At 57.0% G+C, this 22385-nt stretch carries 19 protein-coding genes and 1 other annotated feature; of the genes, 13 read left to right on the forward strand and 6 right to left on the reverse strand.

Annotated elements, in window-relative coordinates; all coding sequences use genetic code 11:
- The 3 genes from PEH01S_RS30785 to leuS form a co-directional block, all read left to right on the forward strand.
- Window positions 1-728 (forward strand): CvfB family protein (locus PEH01S_RS30785; RefSeq protein WP_127490003.1); only part of this gene is annotated, 728 nt, incomplete at its 5' end.
- A gap of 49 nt (window positions 729-777) precedes the next feature.
- Window positions 778-1581 (forward strand): class I SAM-dependent DNA methyltransferase, encoded by an 804-nt coding sequence (locus PEH01S_RS30790; RefSeq protein WP_127490005.1) that lies wholly within the window; start codon window positions 778-780, stop codon window positions 1579-1581.
- A gap of 298 nt (window positions 1582-1879) precedes the next feature.
- Window positions 1880-2125: a binding site (T-box leader), on the forward strand.
- Between the two features lie 53 nt (window positions 2126-2178).
- Window positions 2179-4629, forward strand: a complete 2451-nt coding sequence (gene leuS, locus PEH01S_RS30795; protein ID WP_127490007.1) for a leucine--tRNA ligase — start codon at window positions 2179-2181, stop codon at window positions 4627-4629.
- Between the two features lie 96 nt (window positions 4630-4725).
- Here the strand turns inward: leuS and comER are convergent, their stop codons facing one another.
- The gene (comER, locus tag PEH01S_RS30800; RefSeq protein WP_025851342.1) at window positions 4726-5550 is read right to left on the reverse strand and encodes a late competence protein ComER; all 825 of its coding nucleotides are present in this window, start codon (window positions 5548-5550) and stop codon (window positions 4726-4728) included.
- A 109-nt stretch (window positions 5551-5659) separates the two neighbouring features.
- On the opposite strand from comER, the gene PEH01S_RS30805 reads away from it, so the two are divergent.
- The 4 genes from PEH01S_RS30805 to PEH01S_RS30820 all read left to right on the forward strand — a co-directional run bounded on the left by PEH01S_RS30805 (window position 5660) and on the right by PEH01S_RS30820 (window position 10932).
- Window positions 5660-6247, forward strand: a complete 588-nt coding sequence (locus PEH01S_RS30805) for a ComEA family DNA-binding protein (RefSeq protein WP_025851341.1) — start codon at window positions 5660-5662, stop codon at window positions 6245-6247.
- Window positions 6248-6370: 123 nt separating this feature from the next.
- Entirely contained in the window at window positions 6371-7663 is a 1293-nt protein-coding gene (locus PEH01S_RS30810; RefSeq protein WP_127490009.1) for a homocysteine synthase, read from the forward strand.
- A gap of 30 nt (window positions 7664-7693) precedes the next feature.
- The gene (locus tag PEH01S_RS30815; protein WP_025851337.1) at window positions 7694-8206 is read left to right on the forward strand and encodes a deoxycytidylate deaminase; all 513 of its coding nucleotides are present in this window, start codon (window positions 7694-7696) and stop codon (window positions 8204-8206) included.
- Window positions 8207-8301: 95 nt separating this feature from the next.
- Window positions 8302-10932 (forward strand): ComEC/Rec2 family competence protein, encoded by a 2631-nt coding sequence (locus tag PEH01S_RS30820; protein WP_127490011.1) that lies wholly within the window; start codon window positions 8302-8304, stop codon window positions 10930-10932.
- 141 nt (window positions 10933-11073) lie between these two features.
- Here the strand turns inward: PEH01S_RS30820 and PEH01S_RS30825 are convergent, their stop codons facing one another.
- Both PEH01S_RS30825 and PEH01S_RS35930 read right to left on the reverse strand, forming a co-directional pair.
- The gene (locus tag PEH01S_RS30825; RefSeq protein WP_164828096.1) at window positions 11074-12432 is read right to left on the reverse strand and encodes an MATE family efflux transporter; all 1359 of its coding nucleotides are present in this window, start codon (window positions 12430-12432) and stop codon (window positions 11074-11076) included.
- A 9-nt stretch (window positions 12433-12441) separates the two neighbouring features.
- Entirely contained in the window at window positions 12442-13017 is a 576-nt protein-coding gene (locus PEH01S_RS35930) for a TetR/AcrR family transcriptional regulator (protein ID WP_025851332.1), read from the reverse strand.
- Between the two features lie 238 nt (window positions 13018-13255).
- On the opposite strand from PEH01S_RS35930, the gene PEH01S_RS30835 reads away from it, so the two are divergent.
- Entirely contained in the window at window positions 13256-14191 is a 936-nt protein-coding gene (locus PEH01S_RS30835; RefSeq protein WP_036714793.1) for an EamA family transporter, read from the forward strand.
- Between the two features lie 103 nt (window positions 14192-14294).
- On the opposite strand, the gene PEH01S_RS30840 is transcribed toward PEH01S_RS30835, so the two are convergent.
- On the reverse strand, window positions 14295-15374 hold the full coding sequence (locus PEH01S_RS30840; RefSeq protein ID WP_025851328.1) for an NAD(P)H-dependent flavin oxidoreductase: 1080 nt from the start codon (window positions 15372-15374) through the stop codon (window positions 14295-14297).
- Between the two features lie 115 nt (window positions 15375-15489).
- Complete coding sequence (locus tag PEH01S_RS30845; protein ID WP_127490024.1) at window positions 15490-16386, reverse strand: LysR family transcriptional regulator; 897 nt, start codon at window positions 16384-16386, stop codon at window positions 15490-15492.
- 135 nt (window positions 16387-16521) lie between these two features.
- Between PEH01S_RS30845 and PEH01S_RS30850 the strand changes: the two genes are divergently transcribed.
- From PEH01S_RS30850 to holA, 4 genes are all read left to right on the forward strand, one after another.
- Entirely contained in the window at window positions 16522-17739 is a 1218-nt protein-coding gene (locus PEH01S_RS30850; RefSeq protein WP_127490015.1) for a YbfB/YjiJ family MFS transporter, read from the forward strand.
- 265 nt (window positions 17740-18004) lie between these two features.
- Window positions 18005-18562, forward strand: coding sequence for an RNA polymerase sigma factor (locus PEH01S_RS30855; protein ID WP_025851325.1), 558 nt, complete (start codon window positions 18005-18007; stop codon window positions 18560-18562).
- 57 nt (window positions 18563-18619) lie between these two features.
- Window positions 18620-20005, forward strand: a complete 1386-nt coding sequence (locus tag PEH01S_RS30860) for an anti-sigma factor family protein (protein WP_281281545.1) — start codon at window positions 18620-18622, stop codon at window positions 20003-20005.
- Between the two features lie 286 nt (window positions 20006-20291).
- Window positions 20292-21311, forward strand: coding sequence for a DNA polymerase III subunit delta (holA, locus tag PEH01S_RS30865; RefSeq protein ID WP_127490019.1), 1020 nt, complete (start codon window positions 20292-20294; stop codon window positions 21309-21311).
- A 192-nt stretch (window positions 21312-21503) separates the two neighbouring features.
- On the opposite strand, the gene rpsT is transcribed toward holA, so the two are convergent.
- A complete protein-coding gene (rpsT, locus tag PEH01S_RS30870; protein ID WP_010495603.1) occupies window positions 21504-21776 on the reverse strand; it encodes a 30S ribosomal protein S20 in 273 nt (90 codons plus the stop codon).
- Window positions 21777-21964: 188 nt separating this feature from the next.
- Between rpsT and gpr the strand changes: the two genes are divergently transcribed.
- Window positions 21965-22385: GPR endopeptidase (gene gpr / locus PEH01S_RS30875; protein ID WP_127490022.1), on the forward strand; the 421-nt coding region annotated here is incomplete at its 3' end.

The following is a 22385-nucleotide window of genomic DNA, read 5'->3' on the forward strand; positions in this document are numbered from 1 at the left end:
GGCTGGCGGCCACGATGCGCAAGCCGCTCGTGACGCTCGGAGAAGTCGCACTCTTGGAAGTGGTCGACATTCATCCGCGTTTCGGCTGTTTTCTCGAAATGGGGCTCGGGCGTCATTTGCTGCTTCCTTTTAAAGAGCTGCCCGAGCTTAAGGAGCTGCGACCCGAAGTCGGGGACCGTGTGTTCGTCGTACTCGCTCACGACCGGCAAGGACGGCTTGTCGCCAAAGTTGCCGGAGAAGACCGGCTCAAGCGGCTGTGCTTCGATGCCCCGGCAAGCTGGCGCAACACCTGGGTCGACGCCCGCGTCTATAAGCCGCTGCAAATGGGCTCCTTCGTCGTCTGCGACGGCGGCGTGGTCGGCTTTGGCGTCATCGGCTTCATTCATGCGTCCGAGAGAACCCGGCTGCTGCGTCTCGGGGAACAGGTGAAAGTGCGCGTCACGTTCGTGCGCGAGGACGGCAATGTCAACTGCTCGATGCGCGAGCGGAAGGAAGTCGGACGAGACACCGATGCAGAGAAGCTGCTCGCTTTTCTGAAGGAGCGCCCGAATCAGGCGATGCCGTATTCGGACGAAACTCCGGCCGACTTGATCACCCAGCGGTTCGGCATGAGCAAATCCGCCTTCAAGCGCGCCATCGGCAAGCTGATGAAGGAAGGCCTGATTTATCAGGAAGGCAGCTGGACTTATTTGAAAAAAGAAGCGGCATCGCAGCCGGCATCCGAATGAAGGCCGTTCGGAGCCGGCCTTTGTCTGTTCGGTGAAGGAGGAGCAAGCCGTGGCTTACGAACAATTTTCCTATCTATACGACCGGCTGATGGAGGATATGCCCTATGACGATTGGCTCCGCTTTGCGCGCCAGTGCTGGGACAAGTTCGGGACGCCCCGAAGCGTGGTCGATCTGGGCTGCGGCACGGGCAGCATAGCGGTCCCTCTGGCGCAGCTCGGCTACGAAGTCGTCGGCATCGATCTGTCGGAGGACATGCTGTCCATGGCCAGTCAAAAATCGGACGACGCCCAGCGGCGCAAGCCTTTCCCTGCGGGCGGAAGCGTGATGTGGCTCCAGCAGGACATGCGCGAATGGGAGCTTGGCCGCCAAGTCGACGCGGTCATCTCGTTTTGCGATTGCCTGAACTATTTGCTGGAGGAAGAAGACATCGAGCGGACCTTCAAGCAGGTCTACGACGGGCTGGGGCCGGGCGGCGTGTTCGTGTTCGACATGCACACGCCGAGCCAGCTTCAGAGCTATGCGGAATCGCAGCCGTTTTTCCTGAACGACGACGACGTCGCCTACATCTGGACCTGCGATTTCGATCCGGGCCGGTGTGAAATCGAGCATGAGCTGACGTTGTTCGTGCGGGAAGGGGACGCTTGGGCGGAAGGGTCCGACGACGCCATTACGGAGCGGTATCACCGGATCGAGGAGCTGCACGTGCAGCGGGCGTATCCGCTCGATTGGGTGCAGGAGCGGCTGCGCGCGGCCGGTTTTTGCGAGACGGCGTGCTATGCGGACTTTACGTTCAAAGCGCCGACGGACGATACGCAGCGGGCGTTTTTTGTGGCGGTGAAGCAGCGGGCTTGAAGTCGGGGTTAACGTGTTAAATGGAGAATCAGCTGCAGCAGGCACAGGATCATCCCCCACAGCGGGAGCGACAGCATGACTCCGTTGACGAAACCTTTCATTTCGATCCATCCTCCGTAAGCTTCGAATAGAAAACATTTATTACAAAGTATGGCCAAGCTGCGGAGGATGTAACCGGGACGGGGCCGTTTGCGCTTGGCCCGGCGGCATTTTATCCGGCAGCCAGGGGAAAATCGGGACCCGGCTTGACACGGAGGAATCGTTTTTCATATAATGAAACCTAATTGGAGCATATATGCAAAAGGCCGTGACAAGAACTAGTAACTGCAGCGCTTTCTTTCAGAGAGCCGGTGGCGGGTGGGAACCGGTAGAAGCGGGCAGCGAACTCATCTTCGAGCCGTTTGGCCAAAAGACCGCAACAAAGCGCAAGCTTCGCCGGTCACAGCCGTAAACGTACCCCGCGTTAAGGGGAGAGTGGACCCGGGCAAAGCATGCTTGAGTCAACTAGGGTGGTACCACGGGAAATAAGCCTCTCGTCCCTAGCGTTGCGCTAGCGATGAGGGCTTTTTTGTTTGAATCGAAGGAGGTCTACACAATATGGCACAGGAAACCAGAGAACAGCAAGGGTACAACCCCTTGGCGATTGAACCGAAATGGCAGCAGTATTGGGAGAACAACAAAACGTTCAAGGTGCAGGACGACGAGAGCAAGCCGAAGTTTTACGCGCTCGACATGTTTCCGTATCCTTCCGGCGCAGGCCTTCACGTCGGACACCCGGAAGGCTACACGGCGACAGATATCGTATCCCGCTATAAACGGATGCGCGGCTATAACGTCCTGCATCCGATGGGATGGGACGCCTTCGGTCTGCCGGCGGAGCAGCATGCGCTTGATACGGGACAGCATCCGCGCGACATCACGTTCCGCAATATCGATAATTTCCGCAGACAGATCAAGTCGCTCGGCTTTTCTTACGATTGGGAGCGCGAATTAAGCACGACCGATCCCGAATATTATAAATGGACGCAATGGATCTTCGTCCAGCTGTATAAAAAAGGTCTCGCCTACGTGGACGAGGTGCCGGTTAACTGGTGTCCGGCGCTCGGAACGGTGCTGGCCAACGAAGAAGTCATCGACGGCTTGAGCGAGCGCGGCGGCCATCCGGTCATCCGCAAGCCGATGCGCCAATGGGTGCTGAAGATCACCGAATATGCGGAACGCCTGCTGGAGGATCTTGAGGAGCTCGATTGGTCCGAAAGCATCAAGGATATGCAGCGCAACTGGATCGGCAAGTCTACAGGCGCCGAAGTGACGTTCGCCATCGACGGACACGGGAACGACAGCCTGAAGGTATTCACGACCCGTCCGGATACGCTGTTCGGGGCCACCTATTGCGTGTTGGCGCCCGAGCACGAGCTTGTAGCCCGCATTACGACGCCGGAGCAAGCGCAAGCGGTGAAAGACTATCAGGAACGCGCGGCCCGCAAAAGCGACTTGGAGCGCACCGATCTGGCGAAGGAAAAAACGGGCGTCTTTACCGGCGCTTATGCGGTCAATCCGGTTAACGGCAGCAAAGTGCCGATCTGGATCGCCGACTATGTGCTTGCCGGGTACGGAACAGGCGCGATCATGGCGGTGCCGGGGCACGACCAGCGCGACTGGGAATTCGCGAAGCAGTTCGACCTTCCGATTCTGGAAGTGGTGCAGGGCGGCGATGTGAGCAAAGAAGCGTATGCCGGCGACGGCGCGCACGTCAATTCGGATTTCCTGAACGGTTTGAATAACGAGCAGGCGATTGCGCGAATGATCGAGCACCTTGAAGCCAATGGCAAAGGCCAAGGCAAAGTAACGTACCGTCTCCGCGACTGGCTGTTCAGCCGTCAACGGTACTGGGGCGAGCCGATTCCGATTCTGCACCTGGAGGACGGCACGATGAAAACCGTTCCGGAAGATCAGCTGCCGCTGCTGCTGCCGGAAGTGGATGAAATCAAGCCTTCCGGTACCGGCGAATCGCCGCTTGCCAATGTGACGGATTGGGTGAATACGGTAGATCCGGAGACCGGTCTCAAAGCACGCCGCGAGACGAACACGATGCCGCAATGGGCGGGAAGCTGCTGGTATTACCTGCGCTTTATCGATCCGAAGAACAAGGATGAGATCTGCTCCAAGGAGCTGCAGCGCAAATGGCTGCCGGTCGACCTGTACATCGGAGGCGCGGAGCATGCGGTGCTTCACCTGCTGTATGCCCGTTTCTGGCATAAGGTATTGTACGACCTCGGCGTCGTGGAAACGAAGGAGCCTTTCTACAAGCTGGTCAACCAGGGCATGATTCTCGGCGAGAACATGGAGAAAATGAGCAAATCGCGCGGCAACGTCATCAACCCGGACGAAATCGTAGGCGAGTACGGCGCGGATACGCTGCGCATGTACGAGATGTTCATGGGGCCGCTGGAAGCGACGAAGCCTTGGAACGCGAACGGCGTAGAGGGCACATTCCGCTTCCTTAACCGCGTTTGGCGTTTGTTCGTCGGTGAAGACGGACAATTGAGCGCGAAAATTACCGAGGACAACGATGCAGGCAGCGAAGCGTTCAAGCGGACCTGGCACCGCACCATTAAGAAAGTAACCGAAGACTATGAGGCGCTGCGCTTCAATACGGCGATCAGCCAGCTCATGATCTTCGTCAACGAAGCATACAAGACGGACCATCTGCCGAAGGCGGCCATGGAAAACTTCGTCCAAATGCTGTCTCCGATCGCGCCGCACTTGGCGGAGGAGCTGTGGGAGAAGCTTGGTCATTCCGGTACCGTTACTTATGAGGCATGGCCTGCGTACGACGAAGCGTGGACGGTCGACAACGAAGTGGAGATCGTCATCCAAGTGAACGGCAAAATCGCCGACCGCGCGACGATCGCGGCGGATGCCGACGAAGCGACGATGCAGGAGCTGGCCCTTGGCTTGGCCAAAGTCAAAGAGGCGATGGCGGGTAAAACCGTCCGCAAGGTGATTGCCGTGAAGGGCAAGCTTGTCAATATCGTCGTAGGGTAAAGAAACAGCGCCGGAAAAACAAAAAACCGCACTCCGGTTTCGGAGCACGGCGGTTCATAGCGGAAAAGGACGTGAAAGCATCGCGTTCTGTTCGGCCTACGGGCGGAAAAAACGGGCTTCCACCTTTTCCACATCTTCATCGTATTTAGCATGAGTTGTGCGGATCAGGTCGTCAAAGACCCCGCACAACTCTTTTTGCATAATGCGGAGACCTTCCGCGGTAATGCCGCCGGGAACGGACACCCGCTGCTGCAGGGAGGCGGGCGTGAAGCCTCCGGTGGTCAGCAGCCTGCCGGTGCCGAGCGTCATCTCGGCCGCAAGCTGCGTAGCCTCCGTCTCGGAGATGCCGGTGGCGGCGACAGCGGCATCGACGAATTTTTGCACGAAGAAGGCCAGAAACGCCGGGCCGCAGCTTGTAATGTCCGAAGAGACGCGCGTATGCTCCTCGCGGATGCGGATGGGGGCGCTAATATGGGAGAGCAGCAGTTCCAGCCGCGCTTGATCCTCGTCGGTCATCCGATCCCCGTAAATGCACAGCGTCGCGCCGCTGAGTACATAGTTTGTAATGCTTGGAATGACCTTGGCGATTTTGCAGGGCAGCAGTTCTTCCAAATGACGAATCTGCACCGGGCTTGTAATGGAAACGACGACCGTTTCGGGAGCGACGACATCCCGGATGTCATCGATGACCGCTTTGAATTCCATTGGCTTGACGCACAGAAAAAGAAGCTGGGTGCCGGCTGCAGCTTCCCTATTGGAACGGGCTGTTTGCAGGCCCGGGTAGCTTTCCGCTAACTGCTCCGCTTTGCGCGGTGTGCGATTGGTCACGACAAGCTGCTCCGGGCTGACTGCGCCGGATTGAATGAATGCTTCGACGAGAATGCTGCCCATGCTGCCTGTTCCGATAAATCCTATTTGCATGACGATCCCCCCTGATTGGATTGCAGCCTTCTTCATGTATATGAGAGAGAGCGAAAACCATGCATACGATTTTTTTCGGTCAAGATCGATTAAGAAACGAGGTGGAGTCATGCCCCATTTTTCGGAAAAAGCACTGGTTCGTCTTGCCGGCCTGGTGCTCGCTATCGGTGCTGTCATTGTCCTGCTGCTTTGGCGCCCTTGGGCATCGGACGGGGTACCGGCGGGCTTTAAGGCGGCGGATGAGGAAATGAGAAAACTGCTTCAGGAGCAGAACGAAGCAAGGCAGACGAGCGCGCCCCCGGGCGAAGCGAAGGCAGCGAAGGGGGAAAAGAGCCCTGCGGCGGAGCCTCAAGGGAACCCGGTCGCGGAGAAGGCTTCCCCGGAAGCATCGGCCAAGCCTCCTGCAGCGGATCGTCGGCCGGGTGAAGCTTCTGCCGCCGGGGAGGCTTCCGGTCCGGCGAAGGCAACTGCCGCGAAGCCGGCGGAGAGCGCTCCGGGCAAAATCAATTTGAACACGGCTACCGCCGGGCAGCTTGACGAGCTCCCGGGAATCGGGGCCAGCCGGGCGCAAGCGATCGTCGAGCTTCGCAAGAAGCTCGGCGGTTCGTTCAAATCCGTGGACCAGCTGCTGGAAGTGAAGGGGATCGGCGAAAAAATGCTGCAAAAAATAAAGCCTCTCGTGACATTGGAGCCTTGAGCCGGCCAGGCCGTGCAATTATGTCTGGAATTGTTTTGCGGAGAAAGCTTTCGTTTTGCTGCGGAATGTGCGAAAATAGGTACGATTATCCATCATTTCTGTTCATCATAAGGAGGATGCAGTATGTCAGAAGAGCGCAAGCTTTCTTTGGAAACGTTGGCCGTTCACGCAGGACAGGAGATTGACCCGACTACAATGTCCCGAGCAGTTCCTTTGTACCAGACAACGTCCTACGGATTTCGCGATACGGATCACGCCGCCGATTTATTTGCCCTCAAAGAGTTCGGCAACATCTATACGCGCATTATGAATCCGACGACCGACGTGTTCGAAAAACGCGTTGCTGCGCTCGAAGGCGGAGCTGCGGCTCTGGCGACGGCATCCGGCCAAGCGGCCATCACGTACTCGATTCTTAACATTGCCGGAGCGGGCGACGAGATCGTCTCATCGTCCAGCCTGTACGGCGGCACCTACAATCTGTTTGCAAATACATTGGCTAAAATCGGAATCAAAGTGCATTTCGTCGATTCGAGCAATCCGGAAAACTTCCGGAAGGCCATTACGCCGAAGACGAAAGCGGTATTCGCCGAGGCCATCGGCAATCCGCGGGGCGACGTGCTCGACATTGCGGCCGTAGCGGCTATTGCGCATGAGAACGGCATTCCGCTTATTATCGACAATACGTTCCCGAGCCCGTATCTTTGCCGTCCGATCGAACACGGAGCGGATATTGTCGTTCATTCGGCGACCAAATTTATCGGCGGACACGGCACCTCGATCGGGGGCATTATCGTCGACGGGGGCCGGTTCGACTGGAAAGCCAGCGGCAAATTTGCCGGTCTGACCGATCCGGACCCGAGCTACCACGGAGTCGTGTATACCGACGCCGTCGGGCCGATCGCTTACATTATCAAGGCGCGCGTGCAGCTTTTGCGCGATATGGGCGCTTCCATCTCGCCGTTCAACGCGTTCCTCCTGCTGCAAGGTCTCGAAACGCTTCATCTTCGCATGGAGCGCCACAGCTCGAATGCGCAGAAGGTTGCCGAATTCCTGGAAAAGCACGAAGCCGTGGATTGGGTAAGCTACTCGGGCCTTCCGAGCCATTCGTCGCATGAGCTGGCGAAAAAGTATTTGCCTAAAGGCCAAGGCGCCATTATGACGTTTGGCATCAAAGGCGGCGTGGAAGCAGGGCGCAAAGTGATCAATGCCGTAAAGCTGTTCTCCCACTTGGCGAACGTCGGCGATTCTAAGTCGCTCATCATCCATCCGGCCAGCACCACGCATCAGCAGCTTAGCGAGCAGGAGCAGGCGGCGGCGGGCGTCACGCCGGGGATGATTCGCTTGTCCATCGGGACGGAAGCGATCGACGACATTATTTACGATTTGGACCAAGCGATCCAAGCAAGCCAGAAATAGAACCGTAAAAAATAAAGGAGCTTGAACCGCATGATGGCACGTAAAGATTGGGATACGTATTTTATGGATATCGCCTATATGGCTTCCACCCGCTCCCAATGCAGCCGAAGGCACGTTGGAGCCGTCCTGGTGCAGGGGAAGAAGCTGCTCGGCACGGCGTACAACGGTGCTCCGATGGGCGTGCCGGATTGCTCGGAAGCGGGCTGCATGCTCGTGGAAGAGTACGAATTGGTCGCATCGGACGGCAAGGAGCAGGTGGTCAAGAAGCAGCGCTGCATCCGGACGATCCATGCGGAGCAAAACCTGCTGTTGTTTACGGACCGTGAGGACCGAGAAGGGTCCGTTGTTTATGTGACCGACCAGCCGTGCTGGACGTGCGCGAATATGCTGGCGAACAGCGGTGTGTCGGAAATCGTGTTCCACCGGCCGTATCCGAAAGACAATGACAAGGTGCGCGCGCTGATGAAGCAGCGCGGGATGACGTTCCGGCAGCTTGAAAACTACGAGCCTCCGGCCGGAACAGTCAGTGAAGTGAAAAATTAGAACGATCTAAAGCTTAGAGGAAGAACCTCTTTTTGGGCGTGCGTCAAGCATGCGCCTGGAAGAGGTTCTTTTTTTGTTGCTGGAAGGAGGAGCGGATGTCTCAAAGACCGATCGTAGCGTTCGCCGTATGCTGGGGTATAGGCTATGCCGTTGCGGTTGTCGTACGGCTGCCATGGATGAATCTGTGGCTGGCTCTCGCTGCAGGAATGCTGTATTGTGCCGCGATGATCATGAAACCAAAGGGGACCGTCTGGCTCCGCAGTCTGTTGATCGTCGCGGCAGCGGCGGGCATATACGGCGACCATGATGCCCGAAACCTGAGCTTGGTTGAACTGCAAACGGATGAAATAGGCGGCGTCCACTTTCAAGGGCGAATCGACACGCCGGTTTCGGTAGACGGGGACCGTGTTTCCTTTCAAGCCGTAGCCGAATCGATCGCTATTCCCGAACATGCGGAACCCGGGAATGGCGGCAGGGGCGAGCGGATGCAGTTTTCGATCCGCTTGCTTGCACGGGAGGAGCAGGAGACGGCGAGACGTTGGGAACGGGGCGACCGAATCGAGCTGGACGGAACGCTGCGCCGCCCGGCGGAAGCGCGTAACTTCGGCGGCTTCGATTACCGGAGCTATTTGCGGCTCCAGCATATTCATTGGCAGATGACGGCAAAAGGGACGGCAGGACTCACCGTCACGCCGCCGGAAACCGGCGACTGGGGCGGTTGGCTCGCCATGCGCGGCATCGACCGTTTCCGGGACCGGCTTGCTGCGCAGGTAGACCGGTTGTTTCCTCCGGACCAAAGCGGCTTTATGAAAGGCATGCTGATTGGCTTAACGGATGAGATTGATCCACAGCAGTTTGAGCGTTTTTCGCGGCTGGGCCTGACTCACATTATCGCCATCTCCGGTCTCAACGTCGCTATTTTTCTGGCTTGCTTGATCTGGCTGCTGCGCCGCTTCGGACTGACGCGGGAAACGTATCTGCTTGTCGCGCTGGCGCTGATGCCGCTTTATATCGCCGTCACCGGGGCTTCGCCTTCGATCGTCCGGGCCGGCCTGATGGCGATGATCGGCTTGTATGCCGCTTACCGGAACCGGCTCAAGGACGGCCTCCATATCGCGCTGATCGCGGGAGTCGGCATGCTCGTCTGGAATCCGTATTACTTGCTGGATGTCAGCTTCCAGCTTTCGTTTCTGGTGACACTGGGCCTCATTCTCGGCGTTCCGCAAATGAACAAGCTGCTGCCGGTCAAGCATACGAAGCTGAGGGATGCGTTTTCCATTACCGTTGTCGCGCAGCTGATCTCGTTTCCGCTGTCGATTTATTATTTCAACCAATTTTCCCTGCTGTCGTTCGCTGCCAATTTCGCGTTGGTTCCTGCGTTCAGCGTATGGGTGATGCCGGGCGGGACGGCCGCAATGCTGATTGGGTTCCTATGGGGGACCGGAGCAGGCTGGCTCGGGTGGTTCATTGCCAAGACGAACGAGCTTCTGTTTTATGTGGTGGAGCAAGCGAGCACGCTGGATGCGTTTCAAACGATTTGGCCGAGCCCTTCGCCGGTATGGATATTGGCTTATTACGGGCTGCTGTGCACGGCGCTTGTGCTGCTGCAGCCGTTTGCGGCCAAGGACGAGGCGGGTGCGCCCGAACCGATGCTTTATGGGGCGAAAACCAATAAGCTGCCGTTTATAAACCGGCAAACGATGAACCGGTACGTTCTGCTGCCTGCCAGCTTGCTCGGCTTCGCGGGTCTGCTCTGGTACGGCTACGATCCCGAACGCGGAACAGCGGAGGGACGCGTGCAGTTTTTGGATGTGGGGCAGGGCGACAGCATTTTGATCCAGACGCTGCCGGAAGGACATACGATCTTGGTGGACGGGGGAGGAACGGTCACCTTCCGTAAACCGGGAGAGGCGTGGAAGGAGCGGAGAGACCCGTACGAAGTGGGGCGGAAGCTGCTGGTCCCGCTGCTCAAAAAACGCGGCGTGCAGAAGATCGACGAGCTGATTTTGACGCATCAGGATGCCGATCACTTCGGCGGCTTGCAGGCGGTGCTTGAGCACATTCCGGTGCGGCGATTTTTGTTCAACGGGACCTTGAAGCCGCTGCCGGCCGTGGAAAAGCTGTTTCAGACCGCGCTGGAGCGGGGAACGGAGCTGGTCGAGGTGGAGGCTGGAGATACGCTGCAAGTTGGTTCGGGTACGGCGCTTCATTTCTTGTATCCGCTGCCGGAGGGAGAGCGGGAAGGAGTGCGTGTAGAGCAGGATCAAAACCCGAGCTCCGTCGTGTTTTTAATGGAGATGGCGGGCACCCGCTGGCTGTTTACAGGCGATATCGGGCAGGCCGAGGAGCGAAAGCTGCTTGATCGATGGTCGGGGGTATCGCGGGGGCTCGCTCAAGGGGAAGCATTAGCTCCTGCGGCTCGCGAACGTGAGTCGTCAGCGGGTGCGGCAGCGCCGGTATCGGTCGTATTCAAGCCCGTCGATGTGCTGAAGGTTGCCCACCACGGGAGCAAGTCGTCCACAGCCGAAGAGTGGCTGATCGCTTGGCAGCCGAAGCACGCGGTCATCTCCGCCGGGGCGAACAACATTTACGGGCATCCGAACCGGCAGGTGCTGGACCGGCTGACGTCGCACGGTGTCAGCGTGCAGCGGACGGACAGGGACGGGGAGGTGCAGATGACCGTACGAGGCGGAAAGATTTATACGCGAACGAAGCTTCGGCCCTAATAAGGTATGGCGGGAACGGCGTGTCTGCAGGCTTGCCCTGTTCTCACGCCCATAACACGAAAGCCGCCCGCCCCATACAAAGATAGGGATGAGCGGCTTTTTTCATGACGAAACGCTGTTTCAAGGTGAGACACAGCTTCGTTAAGAAGCGGCATTGACCGAAGCGACGCTGCGGGAGCGCCTGCGGATATAGGCATACACGGTAAGGACGACGATCAGCTCCGAAAGCGGGATGGCGAGCCAAATCCCGGTCGTTCCCATGACGCGGGGCAGGGTGAACAGCAGCGCGACCATGATCAGCATCTCGCGCGCTACGGTAATCCAAGTCGCCATTTTGACTTGGTCGGTCGATTGAAAGTACGTCATCATGACAAAGTTGACGCCCATGAACAAATAGGCGGTGAAAAACAGACGTATGCCGGAAGCGGCCAGCTCCTGAACCTCCCGGGTAAACGAACCGAACAAGGATACGATGCCGTCCGCCGTAACCAGACCGATCAGAAACACGCCCAGCCCGATGCCGACCGACGTTTTTACGGCGATGCGGATCGTTTCCCGCTCCCGGGCATGCTGCTTCGCGCCACGATAGTAGCTGATCAGCGGCTGAATGCCCGAGCCCATGCCGATGAACAACATCAGCACCACGCTGTGCACGTAGTTCAGAATGGAAAAGGCCGATACGCCTAAGGTGCCCGCCCACCGGACCATCGCCATGTTGTAGCCTGCCGTAAAGACGGCGATGCCCAGTTCCGCGACGAAGCTCGGAAAGCCGATCGTGAATGTGCTTTTGGCCAGCTTCCAAGACAAACGCAGCTTGACGAAGCGGAGCGTGCTGTCCTTGCGCAAAAAATGCGTGAACAGCACGCACGCCCCGATGGCCGATGCGCCGATCAGCGCCCAGGCGGACCCGGCTACGCCGAAGTCGAGAACAAACAACAGCACGTAATTGAGCCCGATATTGCATACGGCTGTCGCGAGCAGTGAAATCATGGCCAGATTCGGGTTCCCGTCGTTGCGGACAAAGATGCTGAACGCATTTTGCACGGTGACGACAAAGCCGAAGCTCAGCAGCACGGTCATAAATTCCATCGCATAAGGCATCGTTTCGTCATTGGCTCCGAGAAACAGCGCCAGCTTTTCCCGGAACAAATAAGCAATCCCCGCCAGGGCCAGCGTCAAGCTGAAAATGAGCGTAAGCGAATGAGTAAAGATTGAGCGTGCCTGCTCCGCATCCTTGGCGCCTAATGATCTGGAATACAGAGCCGCACCGCCGATTCCGACCCACAGCGATATGGCAAAATAAATCGAAAATACCGGAAAGGCGACGTTGACCCCCGCCAGCGCCACCTCGCCAAGCCGCTGCCCGACGAAAATGCCGTCAATGACGACGTTAATGGACATCATAAACATGCCGACAATCGACGGAACCAAATAACGGACGAATACTTTGCCTACGGAATCGGATTCCAGGGCTGTCAGCTTGTTGTTTTCAAGTTGCATAATACACCTCTAGCGATCTTCTTTAAGTATTCCTTTCCACAATAAGGAAAAGGTGGTTTCGGCCGCTTGGATAAAATAATCCGGGCTGCCGAAAATCAGTTTGGCGGTCAAGCCTTCATAAATCGTATGCACGGCGAGCGCGCCTTCCTTCGGATTGACCTGCGTGGTCGAATCGAGCTGAAAAGCCAGCTCCAGCAGATGAAGCAAATGATGCAAATACAGCTCATACATCGTGATGCACAGCTCCTGCAGCGGCTCGGGAGGCATAAACGCCATCAGAAACATCAGCTTCACATTCCGGTTGGTCGCGTAGCGGTCTTTCATCTCTTCAACAAAGGAGCGCAGCAGCGTCTGAAGCGGCTCTCCCTTATGCTCGTGAAAAAACGTAGTCAAATAAGCGATTTCCTGCTTCGTTGCATCCTCGTGGATTTCGACGACCAAATCTTTCTTGCTCTCAAAATGAGCGTACATCGACTGTTTCTTAATCCCTACCTCTTGGGCAATATCCGCCAGCTTCGTGCCCTCGTAACCGTATTGCAGCAGATGCCCGACGGCGGCTTTCTTGATCTCTTCTCTTCGGCTCATCGTATTCACCTTGGCTCTATGACTTGTTTACCTTACCACAGTCAGGCAAACATATCAGCAATATTACCACATTTTTAGCTATTTTCAAACAGAAAACTTACTGTAGTCAGTTCTTTATAAAAAACAAGTCTTGAAACTCGGCCCAGAGTTTGCTATATTTTTTGTTTGTGGGGCTTCCGGTTATAACGGCCGGAGCCACCGCGGGTGGGTGAGGGTTAACTAGAACCGAGGATCGGTTATGATATTTTCGCAGCGATTCAAAGCTAGCCTGTTGGTATTGACCGGCGCTGCATCGTACGGGATACTGTCCACTTGCGTCAAGCTGGCGTATAAGGACGGTTTTTCGCCCGCCGAAGTGACGGGCAGCCAAGTGTTGTTCGGCTTTGCGGCTCTGTGGCTTCTGAGCATCCGTTGCTGGGGTTACATGAAAAAGATGCCGGGGATCGTCTTTCTGAAGCTGCTCGGCAGCGGGGTGTTTACGGGGCTTACCGGCGTGTTTTACTACTACGCGCTGCAGACGTTGAGCGCGTCGTTCGCGGTGCTGCTGCTGTTCCAGTTCACCTGGATGGGGCTGCTCGCGGATTGGCTGCTGCAAAGAAAAGCGCCCAATAGGTTTCAGCTCATCGGCGTTGTCGTCGTGCTGGCCGGGACGCTGTTCGCCTCCGGTTTTCTCGAAGGCAGCGTTCCTCAGTTTAACTGGACCGGGATCGGGCTTGGGCTGCTTGCAGCCGCCAGCTATACGCTGACCGTCTATTTCAGCGGTAGGGTCGCGACCGAGGTGCCTGCGATTTTGCGCAGTTCGTGGATGCTGACTGGATCGGTTATCGTCGTGTCGCTTATTTATCCGCCGACGTTTCTGTGGAGCGGCGCGCTGACGAACGGCCTGTGGGGATGGGCGGTCATTCTCAGTCTGTTCGGCATGATTCTTCCGCCGTATTTGTATACCAAGGGGGCCCCGCATCTCAGTACCGGCGTAGCCTCCATCATCGGGGCGATCGAGCTGCCCGTTGTCATTGTGTGCTCCAGCCTGCTGCTTCATGAGCAGACCGGCTTGCTCCAGTGGCTCGGCATCGGGCTTATTTTTGCCGGCATCGTCGTATCCGAATGGAAAAGCAAGCGTGCCAGCCAAAGCGAAAGCGCGCTTTCGGAGCCCCAAACGGACATGCCGCGATAAGCGACCGGCAGCAGCAGTTTTATGTAAATCAAAAAGAGGCTTTCTGCCAAGCAGACGAAAATCCGCTTGGAAGAGGCCTCTTTTTTTGTATACCGGCAAGTCGTCATCCCCGGTATTGATTTAGCCGCTGCAGCGTGCCGGCTGCTTCGCTCATCAGCTCGCCGATCAGCTCGCCTGCGGATTGCGTCCTGCTCAATCGCAGCGCTTGCCCGGCCCAGAGCGACATATATTGCGGGTTGTTTTCGCTCGCCGCGGCTTTTCGGATGTCTTGCGTTAATTTATTTTGGATAGGATATTCGGGAATGAGCCCCGGATATTGCTCCATATCCGAAATAAATTCATTTTTGATTCCCCGGGCCGCTTTTCCCGAAAAAGCGACGGTCACCGTCGTATCCTCTTCGCTGCTTTGAAGGAGGGCACGCTTGTGCTGCCCGTGGGCTCCGCTTTCGTCGCAGGTCAGAAAAGCGGTGCCCATCTGTACGCCGGAAGCTCCCAGCGCCAGGCTGGCTACGACGCCGCGCCCATCCATGATGCCTCCCGAGGCGATGACGGGAGTGCGGACTTGGGCGACGATTTGCGGAACCAGCGCCATCGTTCCGACCAGTCCGTCCTCGTAACGGCCTAAGAAGGTGCCCCGGTGTCCGCCGGCTTCGCTGCCTTGGGCGACGATAAGGTCGATCCCCGCCGCCTCAAGCGCCAACGCTTCACGAACCGTGGTCGCGGTCCCGATGAGCTTCATCCCCTGGCCTTTCAGCTTGCCGATCAGCTCTGGCGAAGGAATGCCAAAGGTAAAGCTGAATACGGGCACGCGTTCGTCCAAAACGACTTGAAGCTGCTCTTCAAACGCTTCCTGAAACTTGGCGGGCATCGCTCCCGTCGCAAGCTTCAACCGTTCCCGGTACCGGTTTAACCACTCGTTCATGCGTGCAGCGGTCTCATCGGGCGGACCGAATGATTCAGGGGTGAATAGATTGACGGCAAAAGGGCGATCCGTCAGACGGCGGACGTCCTCGATGGCGCGCTTGATTTCCCCGGGCGGGAGATATCCGGCGCCAATCGTCCCCAGGCCGCCCGCTTCCGATACGGCGGCCACAAGCTCCGGTGTCGTCGGTCCCCCGGCCATACCGGCTTGTATGATGGGATAGGCACATCCGACGATGTCTGTCATCGGGGTAGAAAACATAGTACAGCACTCCTTCCAAAAAACTATGACGGCATATCCAAACCTGCTATGCTCCCATCATAAGCAATCCGTTTCGTCAAGTAAAATCGCAATAGCAGATACCCGCCATCTCAAATTAAGATGGCTGGCCAGGGCTGTCCGGCAAAAGGAAGCGCTGCTTGATCTCATGGAGAAACAGCTTGTAGGCTTGCGTCAAATAGGCGTCTTTCCGGCGGATAAACACCGTTTGAACCCGTCCGTGCCGTTCCGGGATCGGATAGAATCGGACAAGGCTTTCCCTGGCTTTGCTCCGCACGATCGATTCGGGAAGCAAGGAGACGCCAAGTCCGGCCGCAACGCAGCCGATAATCGTCTCCAAAGTGCCGAATTCCATAATTTTGACGGGCATGACGCCTTCCTCCTGAAGCCAGCCAAGCAGCTTGCCCCGGTAGGAGCAGCCGGAACGAAAGACGAGGACGGTCCGGTCCGTCAACTCCTTTGGAAACTCAGGACGCGGGCGCAATGCGTCCGTGACAAGGACAAGCTCTTCCTCGAAGACGGAATCCTGCAGCAGCTCCGGATGCTCCACGGGTCCCATGACAAACGCCCCGTCCAAGCTGTAATCGAGCACCGCCTGGATCAAATGCTGCGACGGACCCGTCACAAAAGCCAAATCGACCTCCGGGCACATTCGGTGATAGTCAGCCAGCAAATGGGGCAGCCGGACGGCGGCGGTCGTTTCCATAGACCCGATGGACAGCGGACCGGTCGGCGTCGACGCGTCCTGCACCGCTTTGCGCGCCTCTTCCAATAAACGCAGCGCTTTGTCGGCGTACTCCAGCAGCGTTTTGCCGGCAGGCGTCAACGTAATGCCCCGGTTATGCCGGTAAAAGAGCGGGGCGCCAAGCTCTTTTTCAAGCTGCTTGATTTTCGTCGTGACATTGGATTGCGCGTAGTTGAGCAGCTGGGCGGCCTTGGAGACGCTGCCGCTCCGCGCGGCGGCCTGAAAGACTTGAAGAGCTGCGGTATCCAGCGGCATGCTCGGAGCCTCCTTTGGTATCTAAAAAAATGATACATCTTATCAAAATCATTTTATTTACATGATATCAGGTGGCGTCTACGATAGACAAGACAATCATGTTTTTAACGAGAAAGCGGAGGGATAGGAATGAACGGGCACAAAAAGCGCTCGCTATTATTAGTCGGCGGGGGAATCGCTTCTCTTTTTATCGCAATGGGGGTCGGGCGGTTCGCTTATACGCCGATTCTTCCGCTCATGCTGAAGCAGCAGCTGTTTTCCGAGGCGGGCGCCGGCGCGCTGGCATCGTCGAATTATGCGGGTTATTTGGCCGGTGCGATTATGACTGCCTTGGGGACCCGGAAGGAGAACAGATTGACCCGCCTGAAGCTTGCGCTTGTCGTCAGCGTGGCGACGACGGCATGGATGGGGGGCACAGACAGCTATGCGCTGTGGCTGGCGCTGCGTTTCGTCTCCGGCTTCGCAAGCGCTGTGATCTTCGTCTACGTGTCCGGATTGGTCATGGACGGCGTGGCGGGGCTGTCGAAGCCTCATCATGCGGTGGGGCTCTTTTACAGCGGCGTCGGCCTCGGCATTACCGCGACCGGCTTTGCGGTGCCGTGGCTGCAGGAGCAGTACGGCTGGCGCGGCACATGGCTTGGCATGGCGCTCGTATGCGCCGTTTTGCTGGCCCTGGCGTGGACGAAGCTTCGGGAGCCAGCCGGTGCCGGGGTTGCGGAGGCCCGTGCCCCTTTGTCCGTTCCGGAGGACCGCAGCTCGCTGACGAGCTTCAAAATACGGCTGCTGATCGTCTACGGACTGGAAGGGCTCGGCTACATCGTGACCGGCACGTTTTTGGTCGCTTATGTGCAGCAGCTTCCGGCCATGCATTCTTTTTCAGCTTGGAGCTGGATCTTGGCCGGCGCGACGGCCGTTCCTTCGTGCTGGCTGTGGTCCCTCCTCTCGGCCCGGATCGGCAGCAGGCCGGCTTTATTCGCCGCCATGGCGCTCCAAGCGGTCGGGATTGCGCTCCCCGTCGTTTATCCGGCCTGGCCGGGCGTGCTGCTCGGGGCCGTGCTGTTCGGCTTTACGTTCATGGGCGTCACGACGCTGACCGTCTCATGGACGCGGCAGCGGATGCCGGCCGATTCCGGAAGATTTGTCGGGGTCCTTACCGCCGTCTACGGCACCGGACAGGTGATCGGTCCCATCGCTGCAGGCTGGATCGTGTCGGGCAGCGGGCACTACCAAGAGGCGTTGATCGGGGCAGCCTTGATCGTGTGCGCCGGGGCGCTCGCCACGATCTTTCCGGCCGGCCGGCAGGGTGCCGACGCAGAAACAGTCCGACCGCCGGTTGTCAAACAGTGACACATTCATCATCGGATTCTCAGCGAAGCTCCGGGCAATGCAGCGATCATCGTCGGCCGGGGAACCGCGGGGAATCCGATCTTTTTTGCAGCGAAACAAAAAAGCCGCGTACACGTATAATTGAACGACATAAATCGGCCGTTCAAGGCGGAGAACTTCTATATACCTCGAAGTCAAAATTTGATATGCTGATAGAGTTATGTTCCGGGGTGCAACATTTTGCCCGGCGCACTCGTTTATAAGGTTGCAAGAGAGGGGGATCCCAGTGGTAGCGCCTGAAGTTATCAAGGCTGCCCAGTCGGGCGATCGCGACGCTCTAATTACCCTATTGCGCGAAATTGAAAACCACGTCTACCGTACCGCTTATTATATTTTGAACAACGAGCAGGATGCGATGGACGCCGCTCAGGAAGCGTTAATCCGAATTTATACGAAGATCAATTCCTACGAAGAAAAGGCTCAGTTTAAAACGTGGGTGCAGCGCATCGTGACCAACTTGTGCATCGATAAATTCCGCCGGGCTAAGCCTACGGTTTCGATCGAGCAGCACGATTTGAGCTTTACCGACCATAAAACGGTAGAAGACGAAGTGATGTCTACGTATATCGCTCAAGACATCCGAGATGCAATCGACAAGCTCCCCGAACACCATCGGTCCGTCGTGGTGCTTCGATACTTGCAGGATTTTTCCTACAATGAAATAGCGGAATCGCTGGACCTGCCGATCAACACGGTGAAATCTTATTTGTTCCGGGCAAGACAGCAGCTCCAAGCGATTCTGAGGGAGTACAAGAAGCCAAGCGGCGACGCGGTTCGAGGGTAAGCGGCGCAGCATGAAGAGGATATACGAATCGTTACGGAAAGGTAGTGTACGGGGATGATGTGTCAAGAGGTGATCGAACTGATGCAGAGATACCTGGACCGGGATCTCGATGAAACGGAGTACGGCCGGATGCTTCAGCATCTGCAGCAGTGTCCGGATTGCACGGAATTGTTCGAACGTCTTGTGAATTTATCGAACGAGCTGGAGAGCTTGCCCAAGGTAACGCCGCCATTCAGCTTGGTCGATGCCATATTGCCGAAGCTGGAGCAGCTTGAGGCGGCAGGAGCCGTACCGGATGCTCCTTATGAAGCTCCCGACAAGATCGAGCGCGAGACGGAAGCGCTGCGGGCAAGGACCGCCCCTGATCCGGCGGCCAACCGTCCGACTTGGGGGAGCTGGCGCAAAAATGTGCGGGAATGGATTTCCTTCCCCGTGTTCGGCGGCGTCGTAGCGGCCGGGCTCGTGTTCGGATTTTTCCTGTTCCACAACCAGCAGTCCAATCCCGAGGCCGATGCAGGAAGATTGCTGCTCTCCATGACGGATAAGAAACCGGAAAGCGCGGGGCAGCCGGCGGCCGGCCAAGCGGCCGAGACGGCCAAAAGCAAGCCGGCGGAGCAGACGGCCGGCAAAGCGGAGAAGTCTCTTCCCGCAGGCGAGACCGATAACAAAGCGTCGTCCGAGGCGCATAAGCCTCAAAATTCGTCCGCAGGAAGCGGCGGCGCCAACAAAGAAGCTCCTGCCCGCTCGGGAAGCTCCGATGCAGCGGATACGGGCCGCAGCGCAGGTCAAACGGCCGTACCCCGGCAGCAGACTCCTGGGGACGGGGACAAGGCGGCGCAACCGGAGCAGCCCGTTCAGGGGCAGCAATCGAAGATTCCGGCAGAGAAGCGCAATGTGGCAGCGGTGCCTCCTCAGCAGCCTGCTTCTTCTCCGGAACAGGAAAAAGGGGTTCCGTCCGGAGACCAAGGCGATCAACAGATGATAGCGCCGAGGAACGGCAGCGGTGAGCAAGCCAAGGGATTCATCGCCTCGGAGCCGTCCCAGCCGTCGGAAGAAGCGGTCGCGTCCGGGACGGGCGATCCGGGCAGCGCCGGTGCGACAGGCAATCAACCGCCGCTGGAAGACGCCGTTGAGAAAAATGGCGGTTCGTATATGGGCATTGCCGGGAAACCGGACTCGAAGCCCGCGGCACACGAGCTTGCATCCCCGGACGAGAAATATAAGGCGGCGCTCCGGGAAGAGAAAATCGTTATTTTTGACAAAGAAGGCAAAGAATTGTATGCTTCCGGCTACAATTGGAAGGGCGCGGATCGCATCGAGCTTGTGGAATGGTCCGGCGACGGGAAATTGACGTACCGGGTCAAGATGGCCGAACAGTCCAAGACGTTCGTCATCGACCTGAAAGCCAAGACGGAAACGGAAGTCAAGGAGAGCAAGCCGTAACCGAAAGCAGGTTTCAACATGTTCATGAAAGTTTAACATATTGGTAAAGAGAACTATTGCACCCTGCGGCGTATTTTCACGTATATATACAATAGATGAAGACGGAAGACGATTCACGTCGTATGACCATCTGCCGGCCGGTTTCTAGAGCCTGCCGGGCAGGTGTTTATATAGATGGGTTTCGGGCAAAGGGATTAGGTCAGGCCTCGGGGCTTTGACGTAATCCCTTTGTTGTTGGTATCATGAAGGACGTAAAGCAGAGCGGGAAGGATCGGTGGGCGGCACGATGGATTACAAAACGGCGATGAAGCATATCGGCAAGGGGCAGTTTAAGCCTGTATACATAGCCTACGGGGCGGAAAGCTATCTGATTCAGGAGCTGATCGCCCGGTTAACGGACAAGCTGATCGAGCCGGAGCATAAAGCGTTTGCCGTATCGCGGTACGATCTGACGGAAACGCCGGTCGATGCCGTCATCGAGGAGGCGGAGACGCTGCCTTTTATGGTGCCGAGCAAGCTGGTCGTCGCGACGAACGCGCTTTTTCTGACAGGCGCGAAGGAAAGCGGCAAAGTGGAGCATTCGCTCGAACGGCTTGCGGACTATTTGAAAGCCCCGACGGATTTCTCCATCATTGTCTTTACGGTCGAGGCGGACAAGCTGGACGAGCGCAAAAAGATCGTCAAGGCGCTGAAGGAAGCCGACGCGCTTGTCCCGTGCGCCATGCTGTCCGCGGACGAACTGACGGGATGGGTCAATCAGGAAGCGGAAAAAGCCGGTTTTTCGTTCGGTCCCGGGGTCGCGGAGCAGCTCATTCTGTATACGGGCACCAGCCTTCAGGCGCTCGTCAAGGAAGTGGAGAAATGCGCCCTTTACGTCGGTCAGGGCGGCACGCTTCAAGCCGCAGATTTGGAGCAGCTCGTCACGAGAAGCATCGAGCAGAACATCTTTTTACTGATTGAGCATATCGTTCAGGTCAAGCTGGACCAGGCGTTTACGATGCTGAGCGAGCTCATCCGCCGCAAGGAGGAGCCGATCAAAATCGTCATGCTGATCGCCCGGCAGTTCCGCATCATGTTCCAAGTGAAGGATTTGATGCAGCAGGGTTATTCGCAGCAGCAGATCGCCAGCCAACTCGGCCTCCATCCGTACGGTGTAAAGGTGGCGGCCGGTCAGGCGAACAAGTTCGAATTGAAGCGGCTCGCGGACATTTTGCAGCAGCTGGCGGATCTGGACTACCGGATGAAGAGCGGGAAAATCGACAAGGTGCTGGGCTTGGAAATGTTTTTGCTGCGGCTGGCCTCCTGAAAGGTTGCCATAGGAAGAGCATGATTGTTCCGGAAAGGAGCGGTCATGCTCTTTTATTTTCAGATCACTGTGACCCAAATAAAAAAGACCGCCAGGACGAATGCCTGAAGGTCTTTCTTTATCGCATGTATGTTGTTGACAACGGATACGGGGACTGAGCCCTCGTATCTGCTGCAACGCCGCTTAAGTACCTTACGATTGAGCGGAAAGCGCGTTAAGTCTTTTCGCGAGACGGGACTTTTTGCGGGCAGCGGCATTTTTATGGATTAATCCTTTGGTCACTGCTTTGTCCAACTTTTTGCTGGCAGCGATCAGAGCGGCTTTAGCCGTTTCCACGTTGGTGCCTGCGATTGCAGTTTCAGCTGTTTTTACAGCCGTGCGGAGCGCGGATTTGTGCGAAGCGTTGCGAAGACGGCGCTTCTCGCTTACTTTCACGCGTTTAATCGCGGATTTAATGTTTGGCATGACGTTCACCTCCTACCACAACTTGCAAAAAAACATAGGTCATGTTTTGTTGACAACTCTTAATATTCTAACATGGGCGATATGAAAATGCAATAGAAACGCCGGACCAAGCCTGTAAAACTTTTGCATAACGGATTTGGCTTTTTCACACAATAACTTGGCGAGCCAGAATGAAAGGAGACGAGAGCATGGGATTGGATTTGAGCGCTTACTCCGTGCGGACGGATCTCGCCCTTGAGGCGCACGATTTGGCATCGGCCGGCGGAATGACAATACCCGGCATTGAGCGGACGCAGTACGAGCAGGAAGGCGTCCGGGTCAGCGTGATCGATATTACTTCCCAGGAGGGCTCCCAGGCGGTCGGGAAGCTTCCGGGTCATTATATAACCTTGGACGTGCCGGCGCTGCGTCAAAAAGACAGCGATCTGCAGGACCGGGTGGCCACGATCTTCGCTCAGGAGTTCGAGAAATTTCTGCAAAAGGTGAATATCGGTCCGAAGGCGAGCGTGCTGATTATCGGACTCGGCAACTGGAACGTGACGCCGGATGCGCTGGGACCGATGGTCGTGGAGAACGTGATGGTGACCCGCCATTATTTCGAGCTGATGC

Origin of the sequence: Paenibacillus ehimensis NBRC 15659, from assembly GCF_004000785.1 — a bacterium.
Taxonomy (GTDB): domain Bacteria; phylum Bacillota; class Bacilli; order Paenibacillales; family NBRC-103111; genus Paenibacillus_G; species Paenibacillus_G ehimensis.

Bases quoted from the DNA above. Each gene is read 5' to 3' on its own strand.
- leuS (WP_127490007.1), top strand. From the start codon at position 2,179: ATGGCACAGGAAACCAGAGAACAGCAAGGGTACAACCCCTTGGCGATT.
- comER (WP_025851342.1), bottom strand. From the start codon at position 5,550: ATGCAAATAGGATTTATCGGAACAGGCAGCATGGGCAGCATTCTCGTC.
- PEH01S_RS30805 (WP_025851341.1), top strand. From the start codon at position 5,660: ATGCCCCATTTTTCGGAAAAAGCACTGGTTCGTCTTGCCGGCCTGGTG.
- PEH01S_RS30810 (WP_127490009.1), top strand. From the start codon at position 6,371: ATGTCAGAAGAGCGCAAGCTTTCTTTGGAAACGTTGGCCGTTCACGCA.
- PEH01S_RS30815 (WP_025851337.1), top strand. From the start codon at position 7,694: ATGATGGCACGTAAAGATTGGGATACGTATTTTATGGATATCGCCTAT.
- PEH01S_RS30820 (WP_127490011.1), top strand. From the start codon at position 8,302: ATGTCTCAAAGACCGATCGTAGCGTTCGCCGTATGCTGGGGTATAGGC.
- PEH01S_RS30825 (WP_164828096.1), bottom strand. From the start codon at position 12,432: ATGCAACTTGAAAACAACAAGCTGACAGCCCTGGAATCCGATTCCGTA.
- PEH01S_RS35930 (WP_025851332.1), bottom strand. From the start codon at position 13,017: ATGAGCCGAAGAGAAGAGATCAAGAAAGCCGCCGTCGGGCATCTGCTG.
- PEH01S_RS30835 (WP_036714793.1), top strand. From the start codon at position 13,256: ATGATATTTTCGCAGCGATTCAAAGCTAGCCTGTTGGTATTGACCGGC.
- PEH01S_RS30840 (WP_025851328.1), bottom strand. From the start codon at position 15,374: ATGTTTTCTACCCCGATGACAGACATCGTCGGATGTGCCTATCCCATC.
- PEH01S_RS30850 (WP_127490015.1), top strand. From the start codon at position 16,522: ATGAACGGGCACAAAAAGCGCTCGCTATTATTAGTCGGCGGGGGAATC.
- PEH01S_RS30860 (WP_281281545.1), top strand. From the start codon at position 18,620: ATGTGTCAAGAGGTGATCGAACTGATGCAGAGATACCTGGACCGGGAT.
- holA (WP_127490019.1), top strand. From the start codon at position 20,292: ATGGATTACAAAACGGCGATGAAGCATATCGGCAAGGGGCAGTTTAAG.
- rpsT (WP_010495603.1), bottom strand. From the start codon at position 21,776: ATGCCAAACATTAAATCCGCGATTAAACGCGTGAAAGTAAGCGAGAAG.